Here is a 13,300-nt window from a genome sequence, read left to right on the forward strand (position 1 = left end):
ATATATAAGTGCTACGATTGATAGCGCTTTTGATAAGAAAGAAGGCGGTAGCCTGCCAGAAAAACGGCAAATCGCCGTATAGAAAGCGTTAGGCGTCAATTTGGAAAACTCAATCGAAAATGAGATTTTAGAATAAATGGAAGACTTGTTAAAAAAAGCTAGTGGGGGTTTAGAGGGGGTTGCTCTAGATATAGTAAATGCTGCATCAGGAGCTCTAAAGGATAAGCTAGCTGAAGCGTTTGCAATCGAAAGGCTGAAGGTTTTTCGTGAAAATATTCAAAGGATAGGTTTCGTAAAAACTATCTTGAACCCAGACTCGATAAAAAAACTGGATGATATCTATTTCGATAAAACGGTTGCGTATGATAGTTGCCATTTCGAGTTATTTGCTCAATTTAGGCGTCCTCACGTACTTATTGAAGGTGGTCCGGGTCAAGGTAAATCTCTATTCTTGCGTAAACTCTGCTTAAATGAAGCCAAAGGCAGCTCCTTGATCCCTATTTTTATAGAATTTCGTAACTTAAAGTTCGAACAAAGTTTGAGAATAGAGTTAATTGAGGCAATAAATGAGCTTGGTGTTAGTCTCGACTCAAGTATGTTCGATTTTGTAGCAAAATCGAAAAAGGTGGTCTTATTTCTTGATGGCTTTGATGAAATCCCTAATTGTTCAAGAAGAAAAGTAGCGCGAGAACTTGAGAACATTGGTAGGGCATATCCTGATTTAAAAATGTTAATCTCGTCAAGACCAGATGCAGGTATGGGAGGGTCTTATTATTTTACTAAGATCAAGATAGACCCAATGCCTTTAGCAATACAGAAAGAGTTTATCGAGCATATTTATGAGTGCCCGCATCAATGTAGAAGCATTAACGATATTCTTGACAGTAGCACTTTTCTGTCAGAAGTAACGGTTTCACCGTTACTTCTGACACTGTTTGCAATCACATATAACTCGCGTCAGTTTAAACCAGATAGCTTGTCAGAATTTTATAGCCTCATCTTTCCAACGATGCTTTATAGGCATGACCGAATGAAAGTAGGTTTTGAGCGAGAGCGGAAATCAAATCTCACTGACTTTCAAATGCAAAAAGTGTTTGATTCATTGAGCTTTCTATCGTTACAGGATAACAATACTCGTTTTAGCGCGTATGAGTTTAGTTCTTATCTTGAGAAGGTAATAAAAATTGAAAGACTAGAAGAAAATTTAGAAGATTTTTTAATTACAGATATATCTGATATTACCGCCCTTATTGTCAAAGATGGGTATGATGATTATTCATATACGCATAAAAGTATTCAAGAGTACTTTGCGGCTGTTTTCATCAATCGATTACCTGAAGAGAAAAAATCCGCTTTTTACGACATGATTGTTAATAAACAATATGAGTTTACAAAGTGGCAGAACTCTCTAGCATTTTTAGAAACAGTCGATCACAGAAACTATTTAAAGTACTTTTTAATACCTTTTAAGAAAAAGCTATTAAGGTTGACAGAGAAAAATACTGTTAAAATGACTTACGCTCAAGTAATGCAATTACTCGGTGAAGATAGTCGATTTTTAGTGACAGAAGACGGAGTTGTAAAGAGCTTTTACTGGGGAGATACTGCTGCGTCTGTGCTTTATAAATCATACTCAGATTTTGCAAAGTCCAAAATGGAAAAATATCTCACTTCTATCCGTAGCGAAATTTGTGATGTGATCTCATTTTCAGATACCTATGATTATGATAACTGCCGCACAGATGATGGTGATTTTTTGCTACCCATAGACTACTTGATTAAACATGCGAGTCATCAAATAAAACTGAGCTCATTTATTTCTAGAGAATTTAATAACAGCATATTTAAACGGGAAGTTATCGAACTTGAAAGAGAACTTGACTTAGTCGATATCTATACGGATGAAATCTTGCCTTTCTAAGTTGCCGCCTAACAAAGCGTTTAAGACGGATTCCCAACGCTTGGCATTTTTGATTTGATTCAACTTTAGTGTTTACGGCACAATGGTTTAGTTGTGGTGGTCTGCGTTGCTCACCACTTAACGCGGCGTTATATGCCGGAGCAGCTCCAACCAAATCGGGGCTGCTATCTTTCTTTGATTGCTATTTAATCCACCCTTGCTGGACAGCATGTATCTTAGCTTTGTCTGTCACAAATACCCACCCTTGGGAATAGTTTACAAAGCCTTGTTCATGAAGTTGTTTTGCGTGTATTTCAAAAACTATGCGGGATAAATTTAGGTGGTTGTAAACCAGTTTATCCTCTATGGCATCTCGACCGCCTTCGTAAATAGCGATAATGGTCTTCAAAATATCTGAGGAGATGTCGTGGTTCTTAACTGTCGGCGTTTGAGATGCAGGCTTAAAAGGGTTGTTTCCTAACTCAGGTTTTTTGAAGAGTGGCTCCCCGTGAATTGCACGTACCAAATCATCTATAACAGCCTCGAATTCATCATCGTTGGAAAAGTCCAAATACAATTTAGATGTCAAAAATGTCGGAGTAAGGTTTGAGCCTTCCTGTCTAATTATAGGAATTACCTTGTTATCATCTATGTTTCGCATCAAAGCTGATGTGACGATCATTTTTTCATACCCTACACCGCCAGCCCCTTTATTGGCTTTGTTTACGTAGTTTTCTGTACAAACCATTATCACGCGATCTGATTGGGAGAGTTGCGTTTCCATGAAATGAGGAAGATCATCACCTGGTTCTAAACTCCAAGCATCGATGTTCGCATCAACACCAGCATTAACAAGTCTGGTTGCAAGGTCTAGAACCCATCTTTTGTGCTCAGGTGTATCGTGGGAATATGAAATAAAAACTTTAGGTGCTTGCTTCGTCATACAAAAAAACCTTCAAAATGATATGGTTATGATTTGGTGGCTAGTGGTCAAATATTCAAGAGCTTATTCGGTAACTTACAAGTTTTTTGAGTCTTAGCTCACAAAGCATATAACAAACTGTTTAAGAGTGATTCGCAACGCGTGGCATTTTAATTATGCGTTGCGTTTTGTGTTTAAGATGGCATGCGGGAGCTTCGGTATTGCGTTGCTCACACCTTAACAGGGCGTTAGGCAACCCACTGGGGCACATCCTATCCAGTGGGTTATTGATGTTACTTACTTGTATTAAGATCGACAGAAACTTGCTGTTGAGAAGAGTCAGTAGCTGCACCTATTTGTTTTTGAGTGTTGCCTGCATTGTGCATTTCGGGTAGAGCTTTCTTAGGATCAACGCCAGGGTTTATTATTTGGATTGTTGTTGTATTCTCTGTTTTATGGACAATAGCATTTCCGCCTGATACAACGGTTTTATTGGTTTTTGGGTCGTGAGTCGCATGTGGACCATTTATGTATTTGATTTCTTCAATCCCTTCAGCCTTCATCTTTGCTTCAACTTGATTTGCTTGCTGATTTAACAGATTCAGGTCAGGTGTTTCAGTTGGTGGGGGTGGCGTTGTAGCCACAACTTGAGAGTCTTTTGGTGGTATTGTCATTGGTTATTGCTCTGTGAGTTTCGGTTTAGATAAGTATATACAAGCAGTAGATTATAACAGCAAGTTATTATGCACAACTTTGATGCCTAACAATCTGTTTAAGAGTGATTCGCAACGCGTGGCATTTTTACTATGCGTTGGTTTTAGTGTTTAAGGTGGTATACGGCGGCTTCGGTATTGCGTTGCTCACACCTTAACAGGGCGTTATGTGTAACGTACTGTATCAGTTGGAAAAAAGAGGGAATTATGACAACAAGAAGTAAGCAGCGAGTCCACTACTCGATAGAAATTGGTGAAATTACCGATAGGGGAAAGGCAAAAATAGCACGTAACTTGCGCTTAAACTATGACTTTAAAATTGTAGCGTATGGTGTTCAGAAAGGTATTCCGACAGTAACAATAAAGGATGTTCACGGGGACACATGTGTTGTAGGAGTCGGAGTTACAACCAAAGCCAAAAGAGGCAGGGGCATTGTTTCTCGTAAAGTTCACTGCAGGATTGCTGAAAATGATATTGCCAAAGGTAAGGTCATAAGGGCTACTCGTGGAACTCGAAGCGGTGGTCCGAAAGGTAGGGAATAGGAAAAACAATGAACTTAGACTTTGTTAGGCAAGAGTGCCAAGACTATAGCAAAGCAACCAGTGAAGCCGCTAGGAGACTCGCATTAGCAGGTATCGCTATTGTTTGGTTGTTGGCTGATAAAGATAAGGAAGAAGTTCTCAACTTTTTACCTATCTGGTTCTTCTTAATTTGTTTGTGTTTCGAGTTTGTGCAATATGTGTGGGGTTACACTAGTTGGTTGATTTTTGACTATGTAAAAGAAAACGCACTGCAGGACAAATATGGAGATGACGGTGCTTCAATAGAAGAGGCTGATTTTGAAGCTCCATTTTGGATGAACTATCCAACAAACTTCTTCTTTTTCTTGAAAATTGTTTTTGTTTCCATTGGCTACTATTTCTTGTTAGTGGACGTAACCCATTTGATATAAATAGCTTGAATTCAAACACATAACAATCTGTTTAAGAGTGATTCGCAACGCGTGGCATTTTCGCTATGCGTTGCGTTTAGTGTTTAAGGTGGTATGCGGGAGCTTCGGTATTGCGTTGCTCACACCTTAACAGGGCGTTAGTACGGGTTTGACATCAAAGGTCATAAGTTTTGGTGTTTATCTGTTTTCGCGCTCGTCTTTACACCTTTCAGTTTTTACCTTTCACGTTCTTTCCGGTGGCACTATATGCGGAGTGTTTGCTTTGATTTCACCGTTTACGGTCTCTAACTCTTAGCCTATTTCTTTGGCGCTTCTTCGTTTTCGTTGTACTTCCTGAGTTAATCTTGTCGTTCGTTGGGTGTTGCCATCAAAGTGCGAGGATCGAATCCTTTTCTAATTTGAAACCATTAAAAGTAGGGGAGTTCAGTGCGTTTTTCTTCTAGCCAACTTTCGTCTTTCAATTGGAATTAAGTTTTGTAGCTGCCCGTCTCACTTCAGCGTTCAAAGTCTTTCATATTATGCCAGATTTCAATATCTTGGAGCGCATAAATAGAAGTAGCGCATGTACTAACAAATTGCTTAAGAGTGATTCGTAACGCGTGGCATTTTTACTTTGCGGTGGCTTATGGTGATTAAGGCGCTGTGCGGTAGCTTTTGTGTTGCGTTACTCACACCTTAGCAAGGCGTTATATGAGTTTATTCTTCAACAGAACAAATTTTGAGATAATTTATGAGTGAATATGTAAATCCTATTGAGCAGCTTATCCATAGTACTGTACGTATTAATTGTGATGACGGTAAAGGTAACAGTTCATCAGGAAGTGGTTATGTCTTTTTCTTCTGTGAAAAAGAAGAACAAAGTATCCCTTGTATCGTAACTAATAAGCATGTTGTGGTGGGGGCCCAAACTGGTAGCTTTAATCTAACCTTAAAAGGTGAGGACGATAGACCAGTACTTGGCTCTCATGAGGTAATTACGTTAGATAACCTTTCTCAATATTGGATTCCTCATCCAAACCCTAACGTAGATTTAGCGATTATTCCTATTGGCCCGATTCTCAACAAAGCTGAGCTCGAGGGTAAGAGGTTTTATTATATCCCTCTTGGCAAAGGAGTTCTCGCTGATGAACAATTATTAAACTCGCTTCCCTCAATGGAGGAAATCGTTATGATCGGTTATCCCAATGGGATATGGGATGCCAAGCATAATTTACCGATCATTCGCAGGGGTATTACAGCAACGCACCCTAAACTGCCCCTAAATGGTAAGCCTGAGTTTTTAATTGACGCAGCTTGTTTTCCAGGCTCATCAGGATCCCCTGTATTCTTGGCAAATATTGGTAGTTTTGTAGATCATACAGGCGCTTTGGTTGCTGGAACTCGAATTGCATTATTGGGGACTCTATACGCAGGTCCTCAACATACAACTACAGGTGATGTGGTTGTCATAGAAGTTCCAACAGACTCTAAGTCAATTTCAGTGGGGAGTATTCCCAATAATCTTGGATTAGTTATCCACTCGTCTGAACTTTTAGCTTTTGAACAAGTTATTGAAGACAGGTTGCGTAACGAGCCACCATTATCACGGAATAGCCTCTGTAATTGTGGCAGTGGAAATAAATACAAAAACTGCTGTGGGAAACTCATATAACAATCTGTTTAAGAGTGATTCGCAACGCGTGGCATTTTTGCTATGCGTTGCGTTTAGTGTTTAAGGTGGTCTGCGGCAACATCGGTATTGCGTTGCTCACACCTTAACAGGGCGTTAGGCGACGGGCTGGAAAGTTCTTTGCTCTCATCTTCTTAGTTCTCTTTGAGCATTCGTTTTTCTAAGTCGGCAATTTAGCATTGTCGGCTCAAATTCTTGAATCTCTCTGGCCGTAAAACATGCCAAGGTTCGTGGGTTGCCTCATTGGTTTTTAGTGCTGGTTGGTGGCGAGTTTTACTGGCTCAAAGTGTGGCAAAGGCAAGTTAATCGAGGCTCTGGCTTTTGCTGTTATTTCGTAGCTTTAGGTTTATCAGGTTTAAAAGCTACTTTGTCGCTGAAAGGTCGCATTTCGTGGTTGTTAAAAGTGAGGCTGTAACATAGTGACTTTTGTGGTTCTTGAATCACAAAAAGTCAGTGGGTGTTTGGTTGCTTATTCGGTTTCGGGTAATCTGCTTTCAAAACAACTTAAACTCTGGTGGAAAACTTCGCCTAACAAGGCGTTTAAGGCGGATTCACAACGCTTGGCGATTTCAGTTCAAGTTGAATTTAGTGTTTACGGCACAGTGGTTTAAGTGTGGTGGTTTGCGTTGCTCACCACTTAACGCGGCGTTAGTTGTAATGGAGAAGACGTGACAATTGAGCAACTAGATAAAGTAGACATCATTGCGCATGACGAAGAAAAAGTAACTTTAGTTATATCCGATCATTTAGGGTGGGATGACCAAAATGAAAAGCTCCTGTTGCTCCAAGAAAAGCTAAACCTTTACTTGTCATTTATTGAGTCTGGTGAAGTGTTTGAACAATACCCGTTGGCAAAGAACAAGCTATTTGAAATTCAGGTCGTTTCAAAATACCAACCTAACAATGAAGCTAAAGAATTCATTTTATTGGCATCAAAATTAGTACGTGAAGCGGGCTTTAGCCTTACGCACGACGTGAGGGATTACAACTAACAATCTGTTTAAGAGTGATTCGCAACGCGTGGCATTTTTACTATGCGTTGTGTTTGGTGTTTAAGGTGGTATGCGGGAGCTTCAGTATTGCGTTGCTCACACCTTAACAGGGCGTTAGTTCTTAGGATTAAACATCAGTAATAAAAGGGAAAATATGTTTACAGGAATAGTTCAGGCTGTAGCCAAAATAGTTGATGTAACCGATCAAAAAGGAATTAGGACCTTTGTTATCGATTTTCCTGATGGTTTTTGTGTCAACTTAGAAGTTGGGGCCAGTATTGCAATCGATGGTGTGTGTTTAACGGTTACTGAAATACTATCAAATGTTCGCGTTAAGTTTGACGTTATGCTGCAAAGCCTCTTAATTACGACTTTAAGCAAATATCATGCTACCCAACTAGTTAATGCCGAGAGGGCTGCGAAGGATGGAGCAGAAATTGGCGGCCACCCTCTCTCAGGTCATGTTGACTTCAATGTTGCGATCGTCGACGTAAAACAAATAGAGGACAATTACTGCATTCGTTTAGCACTTCCAAATGCTTGGAAAAGGTATGTCTTTTCTAAAGGTTATATAGCACTTAACGGAGCAAGTCTCACAGTTGCTGACGTAAATAAACAAGAAGGGTGGTTTGAAGTTTGGCTTATCCCAGAAACTCGTCGAATGACGGTGTTTGAATCAAAAGAAGTTGGAGACTTCATCAACATAGAAATCGAGCGCGGTACACAAGTAGTTGTGGACACAGTTCGTGATACATTAAACGAAAATTTGGGTCCGTTATTACCACTGTTTGAAAGAATGTTGTTAGAGCAAGGTATCGACTTGGATGCGTTGGGTTACAAACCAAAATCGCTTGGTGAGCCAAAGAACTAACAAACTGTTTAAGAGGGATTCGCAACGCGTGGCATTTTCACTATGCGTTGGTTTAAGTGATTAAGGTGGTATGTGGCAACTTCGGTATTGTGTTGCTCACCCCTTAACAGGGCGTTAGGTTTTAATAGGTAAAGTATAAATGGAAATATTATTTGATGTGCTAAAAGTCGTAACACCATTACTAGCAATATTAGCTTTATATTCAGTTCACCGACTAAATCGTAAGCAAAACTCAACAGAGCAAGAAATGAACAGAAATCACTCTGAAGCGTTATCTGCTATAAATCATGCTTACTCTAAAGAAGCTCATGCTTCAAACCATATATACACACGGAAGGCAGTCCATTTAGAAAAAGCAGGCGAATTAATCGGAGAACTAACGTTTTGGGCTGAAAAATGTGTAGTGCCTAGAACAAGAACAGACTTTGGTTCTAAGCAAAAAATAGCAAAAAGAATGTCCATGGCTTTTGAAGACCTTTCAAAACTAAATATGCAGTACTCTTTTGCATTTAGGGAGATTGAAGGCTTTCAGGAAATGCTTGGTAACTTAATGGCTACGGTGAATCACATTGAAAATTTAGTTAACTCCGATCAATTTAATAGCCAATCCCCCTCTTGGGCAAAAGCTGTGCAAGAATTTCAGCAACAGTTAAGTCCCCTCGCTAATACGATTCAAAATCAAGTTATAAAAATGATGGAAAAAACCTAACAAACTGCTCAAGAGGGATTCGCAACGCGTAGCATTTTTACTATGCGTTGAATTTAGTGATTAAGGTGGTTTGCAGCGGCTTCGGTATTGCGTTTGCTCACCCCTTAGCAGGGCGTTAGTTGCCAACGAGAAAAACGGAGCTAAAACAAAATGTTTAGGGCTAAGGTCCAGTGCTTTTTGGCTCGGTTTTCGTATTTCAACTTCTAGTTGTTTGGGTTTGTGAAAATCAATCGTTGGTTTCTTTTGTGGTTGGATTTTCTATTTCAGAAACCGATTTATATGTTGAAAGTTAGCTGTGTAACATTGTCTGTCCAAAGGAGCTTTTTGGTGTTGTTCTCCCGTTTTCTACGGCGTTGTCTGTTCCAAGTGGTTTCAGTGACAGGCGCTTTGAAACTGCGCCTGATTTGAGTTTTACAAAATACGTAAAGGTCGTGTTGGCAAAGTGCTCATAAACTTCAAATCAAAGCCTTGGGTCTGGCAACTAACAAACTGTTCAAGAGGGATTCCCAACGCTTGGCGGTTTAATGCTAAATTTGGTAAAAGTGTTTACGGTGCAAATGTTTAGGTTGGGTGGTTAGCGTTGCTCACCCCTTAACAGGGCGTTATGTACTTTGGAGAAAATATGGAAGTAGTCGCTACGGAAAAACACGTCTCAGAATATCCCAATCCGTTTTATTTGAAACAAGGTGATAAAGTGGCTCTCGGTGCAATTGACGACGAGTTTCCCAATTGGATTTTTATAACCAGCAGTGAAGGTCTGCAGGGTTGGGCTCCAGTTCAATATATCGAAAAGATTGAAGGAATCTCAGAAGGTGTTTTGCGTTATGACTATGACAATGTTGAGCTCAATACAGTCATTGGTGAAAAGCTGTCAGTGCAGTTTGAACTCAATGAGTGGTATCGAGTTTCGAGGTCAACGGGTGAAATTGGTTGGGTACCAGTGCGCTCGGTACAACGTACATAACAAATTGTTCAAGAGTGATTCGGCACGCGTGGCATTTTCACTATGCGTTAGGTTCAGTGGTTGAGGTGTTATGCGGAAGCTTAGGTATTCGTGCCTCACACCTTAACAAGGCGTTATGCATCGGAGGTAAGTAAGTGAATCTTGAACAAGTGGTTGAATATATATGGAACAATAGCCATGAGATCAATTTTGGTGAGTCTGACGCATGGGATGACAACACATTCTTGTACGCATGGTTTAACGATAATTACCCCGATAAATGGGTCACTGGAAAGGATAGGCCTGGTTGGTATTGGTTTTCAGTTGATAGTAGCCTCCTAAGTGAGCTGGAGTCGATACAAAGACCAGAACAATTACCATTAAATGCATGTAATTTTGGTGCAGTTTTTACAGAAAACGAAATGTTGTTTGGTGGGGAACTTGTTCACAATAAACTGGAAACTAAAGTTATATATAATGGACATGAGTCAAATGTCATAAGCCGAATTAGGTCTCATTTTTCCGTATCAAATGATAGGACAGGAGCTCTTGGTATCAAGCATTATGATAGTCTTTCTGCTGAACGATGGACTGTTCATATGTTCCTGAAGCAACACCTAGATCTCGATGATGACCTATCTAATGAAGACAAGCTTCAAATCAAGCGTTTATGCGATTCAAAAACAGGACGTGTTGCAATAGAACAGGCGTGGCGTAGCAGATTTGGTTGGCCTGCGTTGTCCAAAGCATAACAAAGCATTTAAGAGTGATTCCCAACGCTTGGCATTTTTCATTCTATCGTTTAGTTCAGTGTTTACAGTGGTCTGGTTTAGTTTCGTGGTAGCGTTGCTCACACCTTAATGCGGCGTTAGTTGTAATGGAGAAGACGTGACAATTGAGCAACTAGATAAAGTAGACATCATTGCGCATGACGAAGAAAAAGTAACTTTAGTTATATCCGATCATTTAGGGTGGGATGACCAAAATGAAAAGCTCCTGTTGCTCCAAGAAAAGCTAAACCTTTACTTGTCATTTATTGAGTCTGGTGAAGTGTTTGAACAATACCCGTTGGCAAAGAACAAGCTATTTGAAATTCAGGTCGTTTCAAAATACCAACCTAACAATGAAGCTAAAGAATTCATTTTATTGGCATCAAAATTAGTACGTGAAGCGGGCTTTAGCCTTACGCACGACGTGAGGGATTACAACTAACAATCTGTTTAAGAGTGATTCGCAACGCGTGGCATTTTTACTATGCGTTGTGTTTGGTGTTTAAGGTGGTATGCGGGAGCTTCAGTATTGCGTTGCTCACACCTTAACAGGGCGTTATACGATTAAGGAGAAAAATGAAGCCTGATTTACACGGAAGTAGGGTTGTTTTAAGGTCAATTCAAATGGATGATTCTGATGACTTGTTTGAAATTTATGGAGATATTCAAACAATGGAATTTGCCTCAGATCCGTTTTTTCCATCGAAAGATACGATATTTCAGATGCTAGAAAGCGTCGTCCAATTAGAAAAGTCGGGTGAATCGTTGGAATGGGCAGTCTTAGAACAATCAACCAACAAAGTTATCGGAACTTGCGGTTTACATAGTTTTAGTGATTGCGGTCATTCGTGCGAGGTTGGATGCTTACTTAATTCATCATATTGGCGACAAGGTTATATGTTTGAAGCTCTCAGTTTATTATTTTCTCATGCAAAATCTGTGGGCATTGAAAAATTGTATGCAGACATTGATGAAGGTAACTTTCGGTCTAAAGCTCTGTTTGAAAAATTAGGTTTCAAAGCTCAAAATGGTCAGTTTGAGCGCTCGTTGTGAGAAATCGTATAACAAAGCGTTTAAGGCAGATTCGCAACGCGTGGCATTTTGGGTTTTATTCAGCTTTAGTGTTTACGGCGCAATAATTTAGGTTCAGTGGTAGTGTTGCTCACTACTTAACGCGGCGTTAGTCCCCCCAAAGGAAGCAATCAATCCGTAGGGAATTTTTGTTTCTGGTGGAGTACACGCATAACTCGGATAATATTGCCCTCGACCCAGTAAGAGACAATCATCGAAATCTCAGGAATAATGAGTAATCGTCCGCGGATGCCATCTCGTTGTACACCCATTAAAGGTTGTTCAAGCAAGTTTTCTACTTTTGCTTCAATGAGGTTGTCAGTTTTTTCTGCCGCATCAGGGTTGAAGCCATAGAGAAACTCGAAGATCTTTTCACGATCATTAAGTGACTCTTCTTCCCATAAAATCATTGCTTACCTCGATTACGGATTCTGGCTTTGCGCTCTTCCATTCGAGATTTAGCAGTTTGGTGCTCAACGAAAACGGATTTTCCTGAGTCAAACTTCTCAAATGCTAGGTTTACTTGTTCAGTTAACCATGCATCGTGAGACAATGTTTTTCTTTGTTGTTCAGCGAGTTGCTCAGTAAGTTCACGGCATGCGTCACTTAGAGTGCGACCTTGGCTCTCAGCCATTTGTTGAGCTAGGCGTTTTGTTTCTTCATCAACACGAAATTGAATTCTAGTGTCCATGATTTATTCCTTTGTTGGTGTATGTACAAATGTTAGCACTAGGCTTTGAGATGGGCAACTAACAAACAATTTAAGAGTGATTCGGCACGCGTGGCATTTTTACTATGCGTTGGTTTAAGTGATTAAGGTGGTATGCGGGAGCATCGTATTGCGTGCCTCACACCTTAATTGGGCGTTAGCTTGCTATCGAAATTTCCAGCTATGAAAACCACAACCGGTGAACTTAACATAAGCCCTTTTGCAAAGAGGACGGGATGCCACTTCTTCTAAGTAATTTTCTTTTGAATGTATCAATAGACCTTTTTGAAGTAGATCCGCTTCGAATTATTTGCGTGTTTGTTGCGTTTTTTGTGTCTTTGACCTTTATATTGGACGAACAAGTATGGTTTAAATCAAATACTGAGAAGCTTTTAGAATGGCTAAAAACATTATTTGTTAGTTACGTAGCATGTGAATTAACCTTGTTTATTAATTTTGTATACCTTTTGATCAATAAGTACAATGACCCTTCGATGTCTTGGTATTTACCTAGTTTAGTGTTGCTAGGTTTGTGGCTGTATGGAAGGTATCAAAGAGCCGGTTAATATCAAGCTAACAAATTGTTTAAGAGGGATTCGCAACGCGTGGCATTTTTACTATGCGTTGGTTTTGGTGATTAAGGTGGTATACGGCGGCTTTGGTATTGCGTTGCTCACCCCTTAACAAGGCGTTATGCTGCAAATTGAAAGTATTCAATAATGAGGATAAATAATGAAAGTTGGTTTGAAATTAAACGAACAATTTACTATTTCTAAACACAATATTGTTCAGGTAACTACATTTGAAAATGAGTTCCATTTGGCTCTTACGAATAATGACCATTTGGTTATTTCTAAAGATGATAAAGACAACTCTTATTACTATACACGTGAGTTCAACGGCTGCTTGATAGAAGTTTCAGTTAACGAATATCATCGTATTCAGAGAGAGTTAACTGAGTATTTTGGGGTTGAGATCCAGGATGTTTCTAGTGATGAAACTCAGGAGCAAGATCAACTCGAACCTACAGCATAACAATCTGTTCAAGAGTGATTCGCAACGCGTGGCATTTTCACCA

The 13,300-nt window shown here is 39.8% G+C and carries 17 protein-coding genes; 13 read left to right on the forward strand and 4 right to left on the reverse strand.

From position 1 onward, the window contains the following. Positions 1 to 136: 136 nt before the first annotated feature. The gene (locus UQW94_RS13685) at positions 137 to 1,921 is read left to right on the forward strand and encodes an NACHT domain-containing protein (RefSeq protein WP_258626211.1); all 1,785 of its coding nucleotides are present in this window, start codon (positions 137 to 139) and stop codon (positions 1,919 to 1,921) included. A gap of 181 nt (positions 1,922 to 2,102) precedes the next feature. Here the strand turns inward: UQW94_RS13685 and UQW94_RS13690 are convergent, their stop codons facing one another. Together UQW94_RS13690 and UQW94_RS13695 are read right to left on the reverse strand one after the other, a co-directional pair. Then, positions 2,103 to 2,843: a toll/interleukin-1 receptor domain-containing protein gene (locus UQW94_RS13690; protein WP_047706519.1), complete on the reverse strand. Its 741-nt coding sequence runs from the start codon at positions 2,841 to 2,843 to the stop codon at positions 2,103 to 2,105. Between the two features lie 272 nt (positions 2,844 to 3,115). After that, entirely contained in the window at positions 3,116 to 3,496 is a 381-nt protein-coding gene (locus UQW94_RS13695) for a hypothetical protein (protein WP_203505325.1), read from the reverse strand. Between the two features lie 246 nt (positions 3,497 to 3,742). On the opposite strand from UQW94_RS13695, the gene UQW94_RS13700 reads away from it, so the two are divergent. The 10 genes from UQW94_RS13700 to UQW94_RS13750 all read left to right on the forward strand — a co-directional run bounded on the left by UQW94_RS13700 (position 3,743) and on the right by UQW94_RS13750 (position 11,495). Beyond that, complete coding sequence (locus UQW94_RS13700) at positions 3,743 to 4,078, forward strand: hypothetical protein (RefSeq protein ID WP_162093828.1); 336 nt, start codon at positions 3,743 to 3,745, stop codon at positions 4,076 to 4,078. 8 nt (positions 4,079 to 4,086) lie between these two features. Next, complete coding sequence (locus UQW94_RS13705; RefSeq protein ID WP_162093827.1) at positions 4,087 to 4,488, forward strand: hypothetical protein; 402 nt, start codon at positions 4,087 to 4,089, stop codon at positions 4,486 to 4,488. A gap of 730 nt (positions 4,489 to 5,218) precedes the next feature. Further along, positions 5,219 to 6,139 carry a trypsin-like peptidase domain-containing protein gene (locus UQW94_RS13710; protein ID WP_176314205.1) on the forward strand — a complete coding sequence of 307 codons (921 nt, stop codon included), beginning with the start codon at positions 5,219 to 5,221 and terminating at the stop codon, positions 6,137 to 6,139. A 686-nt stretch (positions 6,140 to 6,825) separates the two neighbouring features. Next, positions 6,826 to 7,149, forward strand: a complete 324-nt coding sequence (locus UQW94_RS13720; RefSeq protein WP_010644637.1) for a DUF6572 domain-containing protein — start codon at positions 6,826 to 6,828, stop codon at positions 7,147 to 7,149. A 154-nt stretch (positions 7,150 to 7,303) separates the two neighbouring features. After that, positions 7,304 to 8,020 (forward strand): riboflavin synthase, encoded by a 717-nt coding sequence (locus UQW94_RS13725; protein WP_031848070.1) that lies wholly within the window; start codon positions 7,304 to 7,306, stop codon positions 8,018 to 8,020. 139 nt (positions 8,021 to 8,159) lie between these two features. Continuing rightward, entirely contained in the window at positions 8,160 to 8,729 is a 570-nt protein-coding gene (locus tag UQW94_RS13730) for a hypothetical protein (protein ID WP_020838881.1), read from the forward strand. Positions 8,730 to 9,351: 622 nt separating this feature from the next. Further along, on the forward strand, positions 9,352 to 9,693 hold the full coding sequence (locus UQW94_RS13735) for an SH3 domain-containing protein (RefSeq protein WP_017635398.1): 342 nt from the start codon (positions 9,352 to 9,354) through the stop codon (positions 9,691 to 9,693). A gap of 134 nt (positions 9,694 to 9,827) precedes the next feature. Then, entirely contained in the window at positions 9,828 to 10,424 is a 597-nt protein-coding gene (locus UQW94_RS13740; RefSeq protein ID WP_069546263.1) for a hypothetical protein, read from the forward strand. Positions 10,425 to 10,560: 136 nt separating this feature from the next. Continuing rightward, positions 10,561 to 10,884, forward strand: coding sequence for a DUF6572 domain-containing protein (locus tag UQW94_RS13745; protein WP_010644637.1), 324 nt, complete (start codon positions 10,561 to 10,563; stop codon positions 10,882 to 10,884). 134 nt (positions 10,885 to 11,018) lie between these two features. Next, positions 11,019 to 11,495, forward strand: a complete 477-nt coding sequence (locus UQW94_RS13750; protein ID WP_053807561.1) for a GNAT family N-acetyltransferase — start codon at positions 11,019 to 11,021, stop codon at positions 11,493 to 11,495. 149 nt (positions 11,496 to 11,644) lie between these two features. On the opposite strand, the gene UQW94_RS13755 is transcribed toward UQW94_RS13750, so the two are convergent. Both UQW94_RS13755 and UQW94_RS13760 read right to left on the reverse strand, forming a co-directional pair. After that, positions 11,645 to 11,923 (reverse strand): type II toxin-antitoxin system RelE/ParE family toxin, encoded by a 279-nt coding sequence (locus UQW94_RS13755; RefSeq protein ID WP_122067420.1) that lies wholly within the window; start codon positions 11,921 to 11,923, stop codon positions 11,645 to 11,647. Continuing rightward, positions 11,920 to 12,204, reverse strand: coding sequence for a type II toxin-antitoxin system RelB/DinJ family antitoxin (locus UQW94_RS13760; RefSeq protein WP_005398409.1), 285 nt, complete (start codon positions 12,202 to 12,204; stop codon positions 11,920 to 11,922). The genes UQW94_RS13755 and UQW94_RS13760 overlap by 4 nt, the downstream gene beginning before the upstream one ends. Positions 12,205 to 12,762: 558 nt before the next feature. Here UQW94_RS13760 and UQW94_RS13765 point away from each other — a divergent pair. Both UQW94_RS13765 and UQW94_RS13770 read left to right on the forward strand, forming a co-directional pair. Further along, positions 12,763 to 12,906, forward strand: coding sequence for a hypothetical protein (locus UQW94_RS13765; RefSeq protein ID WP_274887024.1), 144 nt, complete (start codon positions 12,763 to 12,765; stop codon positions 12,904 to 12,906). A gap of 48 nt (positions 12,907 to 12,954) precedes the next feature. Then, on the forward strand, positions 12,955 to 13,257 hold the full coding sequence (locus UQW94_RS13770) for a hypothetical protein (protein WP_213906815.1): 303 nt from the start codon (positions 12,955 to 12,957) through the stop codon (positions 13,255 to 13,257). Positions 13,258 to 13,300: the final 43 nt, after the last annotated feature.

The organism is Vibrio sp. PBL-C16 (genome assembly GCF_034321865.1).
In the GTDB taxonomy this organism is placed as follows: Bacteria; Pseudomonadota; Gammaproteobacteria; order Enterobacterales; family Vibrionaceae; genus Vibrio; species Vibrio alginolyticus.

Excerpts from the sequence above, each read along its gene's own strand:
- UQW94_RS13765 (WP_274887024.1), top strand. The coding sequence starts at position 12,763 with ATGGAAGGTATCAAAGAGCCGGTTAATATCAAGCTAACAAATTGTTTA.
- UQW94_RS13770 (WP_213906815.1), top strand. The coding sequence starts at position 12,955 with ATGAAAGTTGGTTTGAAATTAAACGAACAATTTACTATTTCTAAACAC.
- UQW94_RS13685 (WP_258626211.1), top strand. The coding sequence starts at position 137 with ATGGAAGACTTGTTAAAAAAAGCTAGTGGGGGTTTAGAGGGGGTTGCT.
- UQW94_RS13755 (WP_122067420.1), bottom strand. The coding sequence starts at position 11,923 with ATGATTTTATGGGAAGAAGAGTCACTTAATGATCGTGAAAAGATCTTC.
- UQW94_RS13725 (WP_031848070.1), top strand. The coding sequence starts at position 7,304 with ATGTTTACAGGAATAGTTCAGGCTGTAGCCAAAATAGTTGATGTAACC.
- UQW94_RS13705 (WP_162093827.1), top strand. The coding sequence starts at position 4,087 with ATGAACTTAGACTTTGTTAGGCAAGAGTGCCAAGACTATAGCAAAGCA.
- UQW94_RS13750 (WP_053807561.1), top strand. The coding sequence starts at position 11,019 with ATGAAGCCTGATTTACACGGAAGTAGGGTTGTTTTAAGGTCAATTCAA.
- UQW94_RS13730 (WP_020838881.1), top strand. The coding sequence starts at position 8,160 with ATGGAAATATTATTTGATGTGCTAAAAGTCGTAACACCATTACTAGCA.
- UQW94_RS13695 (WP_203505325.1), bottom strand. The coding sequence starts at position 3,496 with ATGACAATACCACCAAAAGACTCTCAAGTTGTGGCTACAACGCCACCC.
- UQW94_RS13760 (WP_005398409.1), bottom strand. The coding sequence starts at position 12,204 with ATGGACACTAGAATTCAATTTCGTGTTGATGAAGAAACAAAACGCCTA.
- UQW94_RS13735 (WP_017635398.1), top strand. The coding sequence starts at position 9,352 with ATGGAAGTAGTCGCTACGGAAAAACACGTCTCAGAATATCCCAATCCG.
- UQW94_RS13700 (WP_162093828.1), top strand. The coding sequence starts at position 3,743 with ATGACAACAAGAAGTAAGCAGCGAGTCCACTACTCGATAGAAATTGGT.
- UQW94_RS13690 (WP_047706519.1), bottom strand. The coding sequence starts at position 2,843 with ATGACGAAGCAAGCACCTAAAGTTTTTATTTCATATTCCCACGATACA.
- UQW94_RS13710 (WP_176314205.1), top strand. The coding sequence starts at position 5,219 with ATGAGTGAATATGTAAATCCTATTGAGCAGCTTATCCATAGTACTGTA.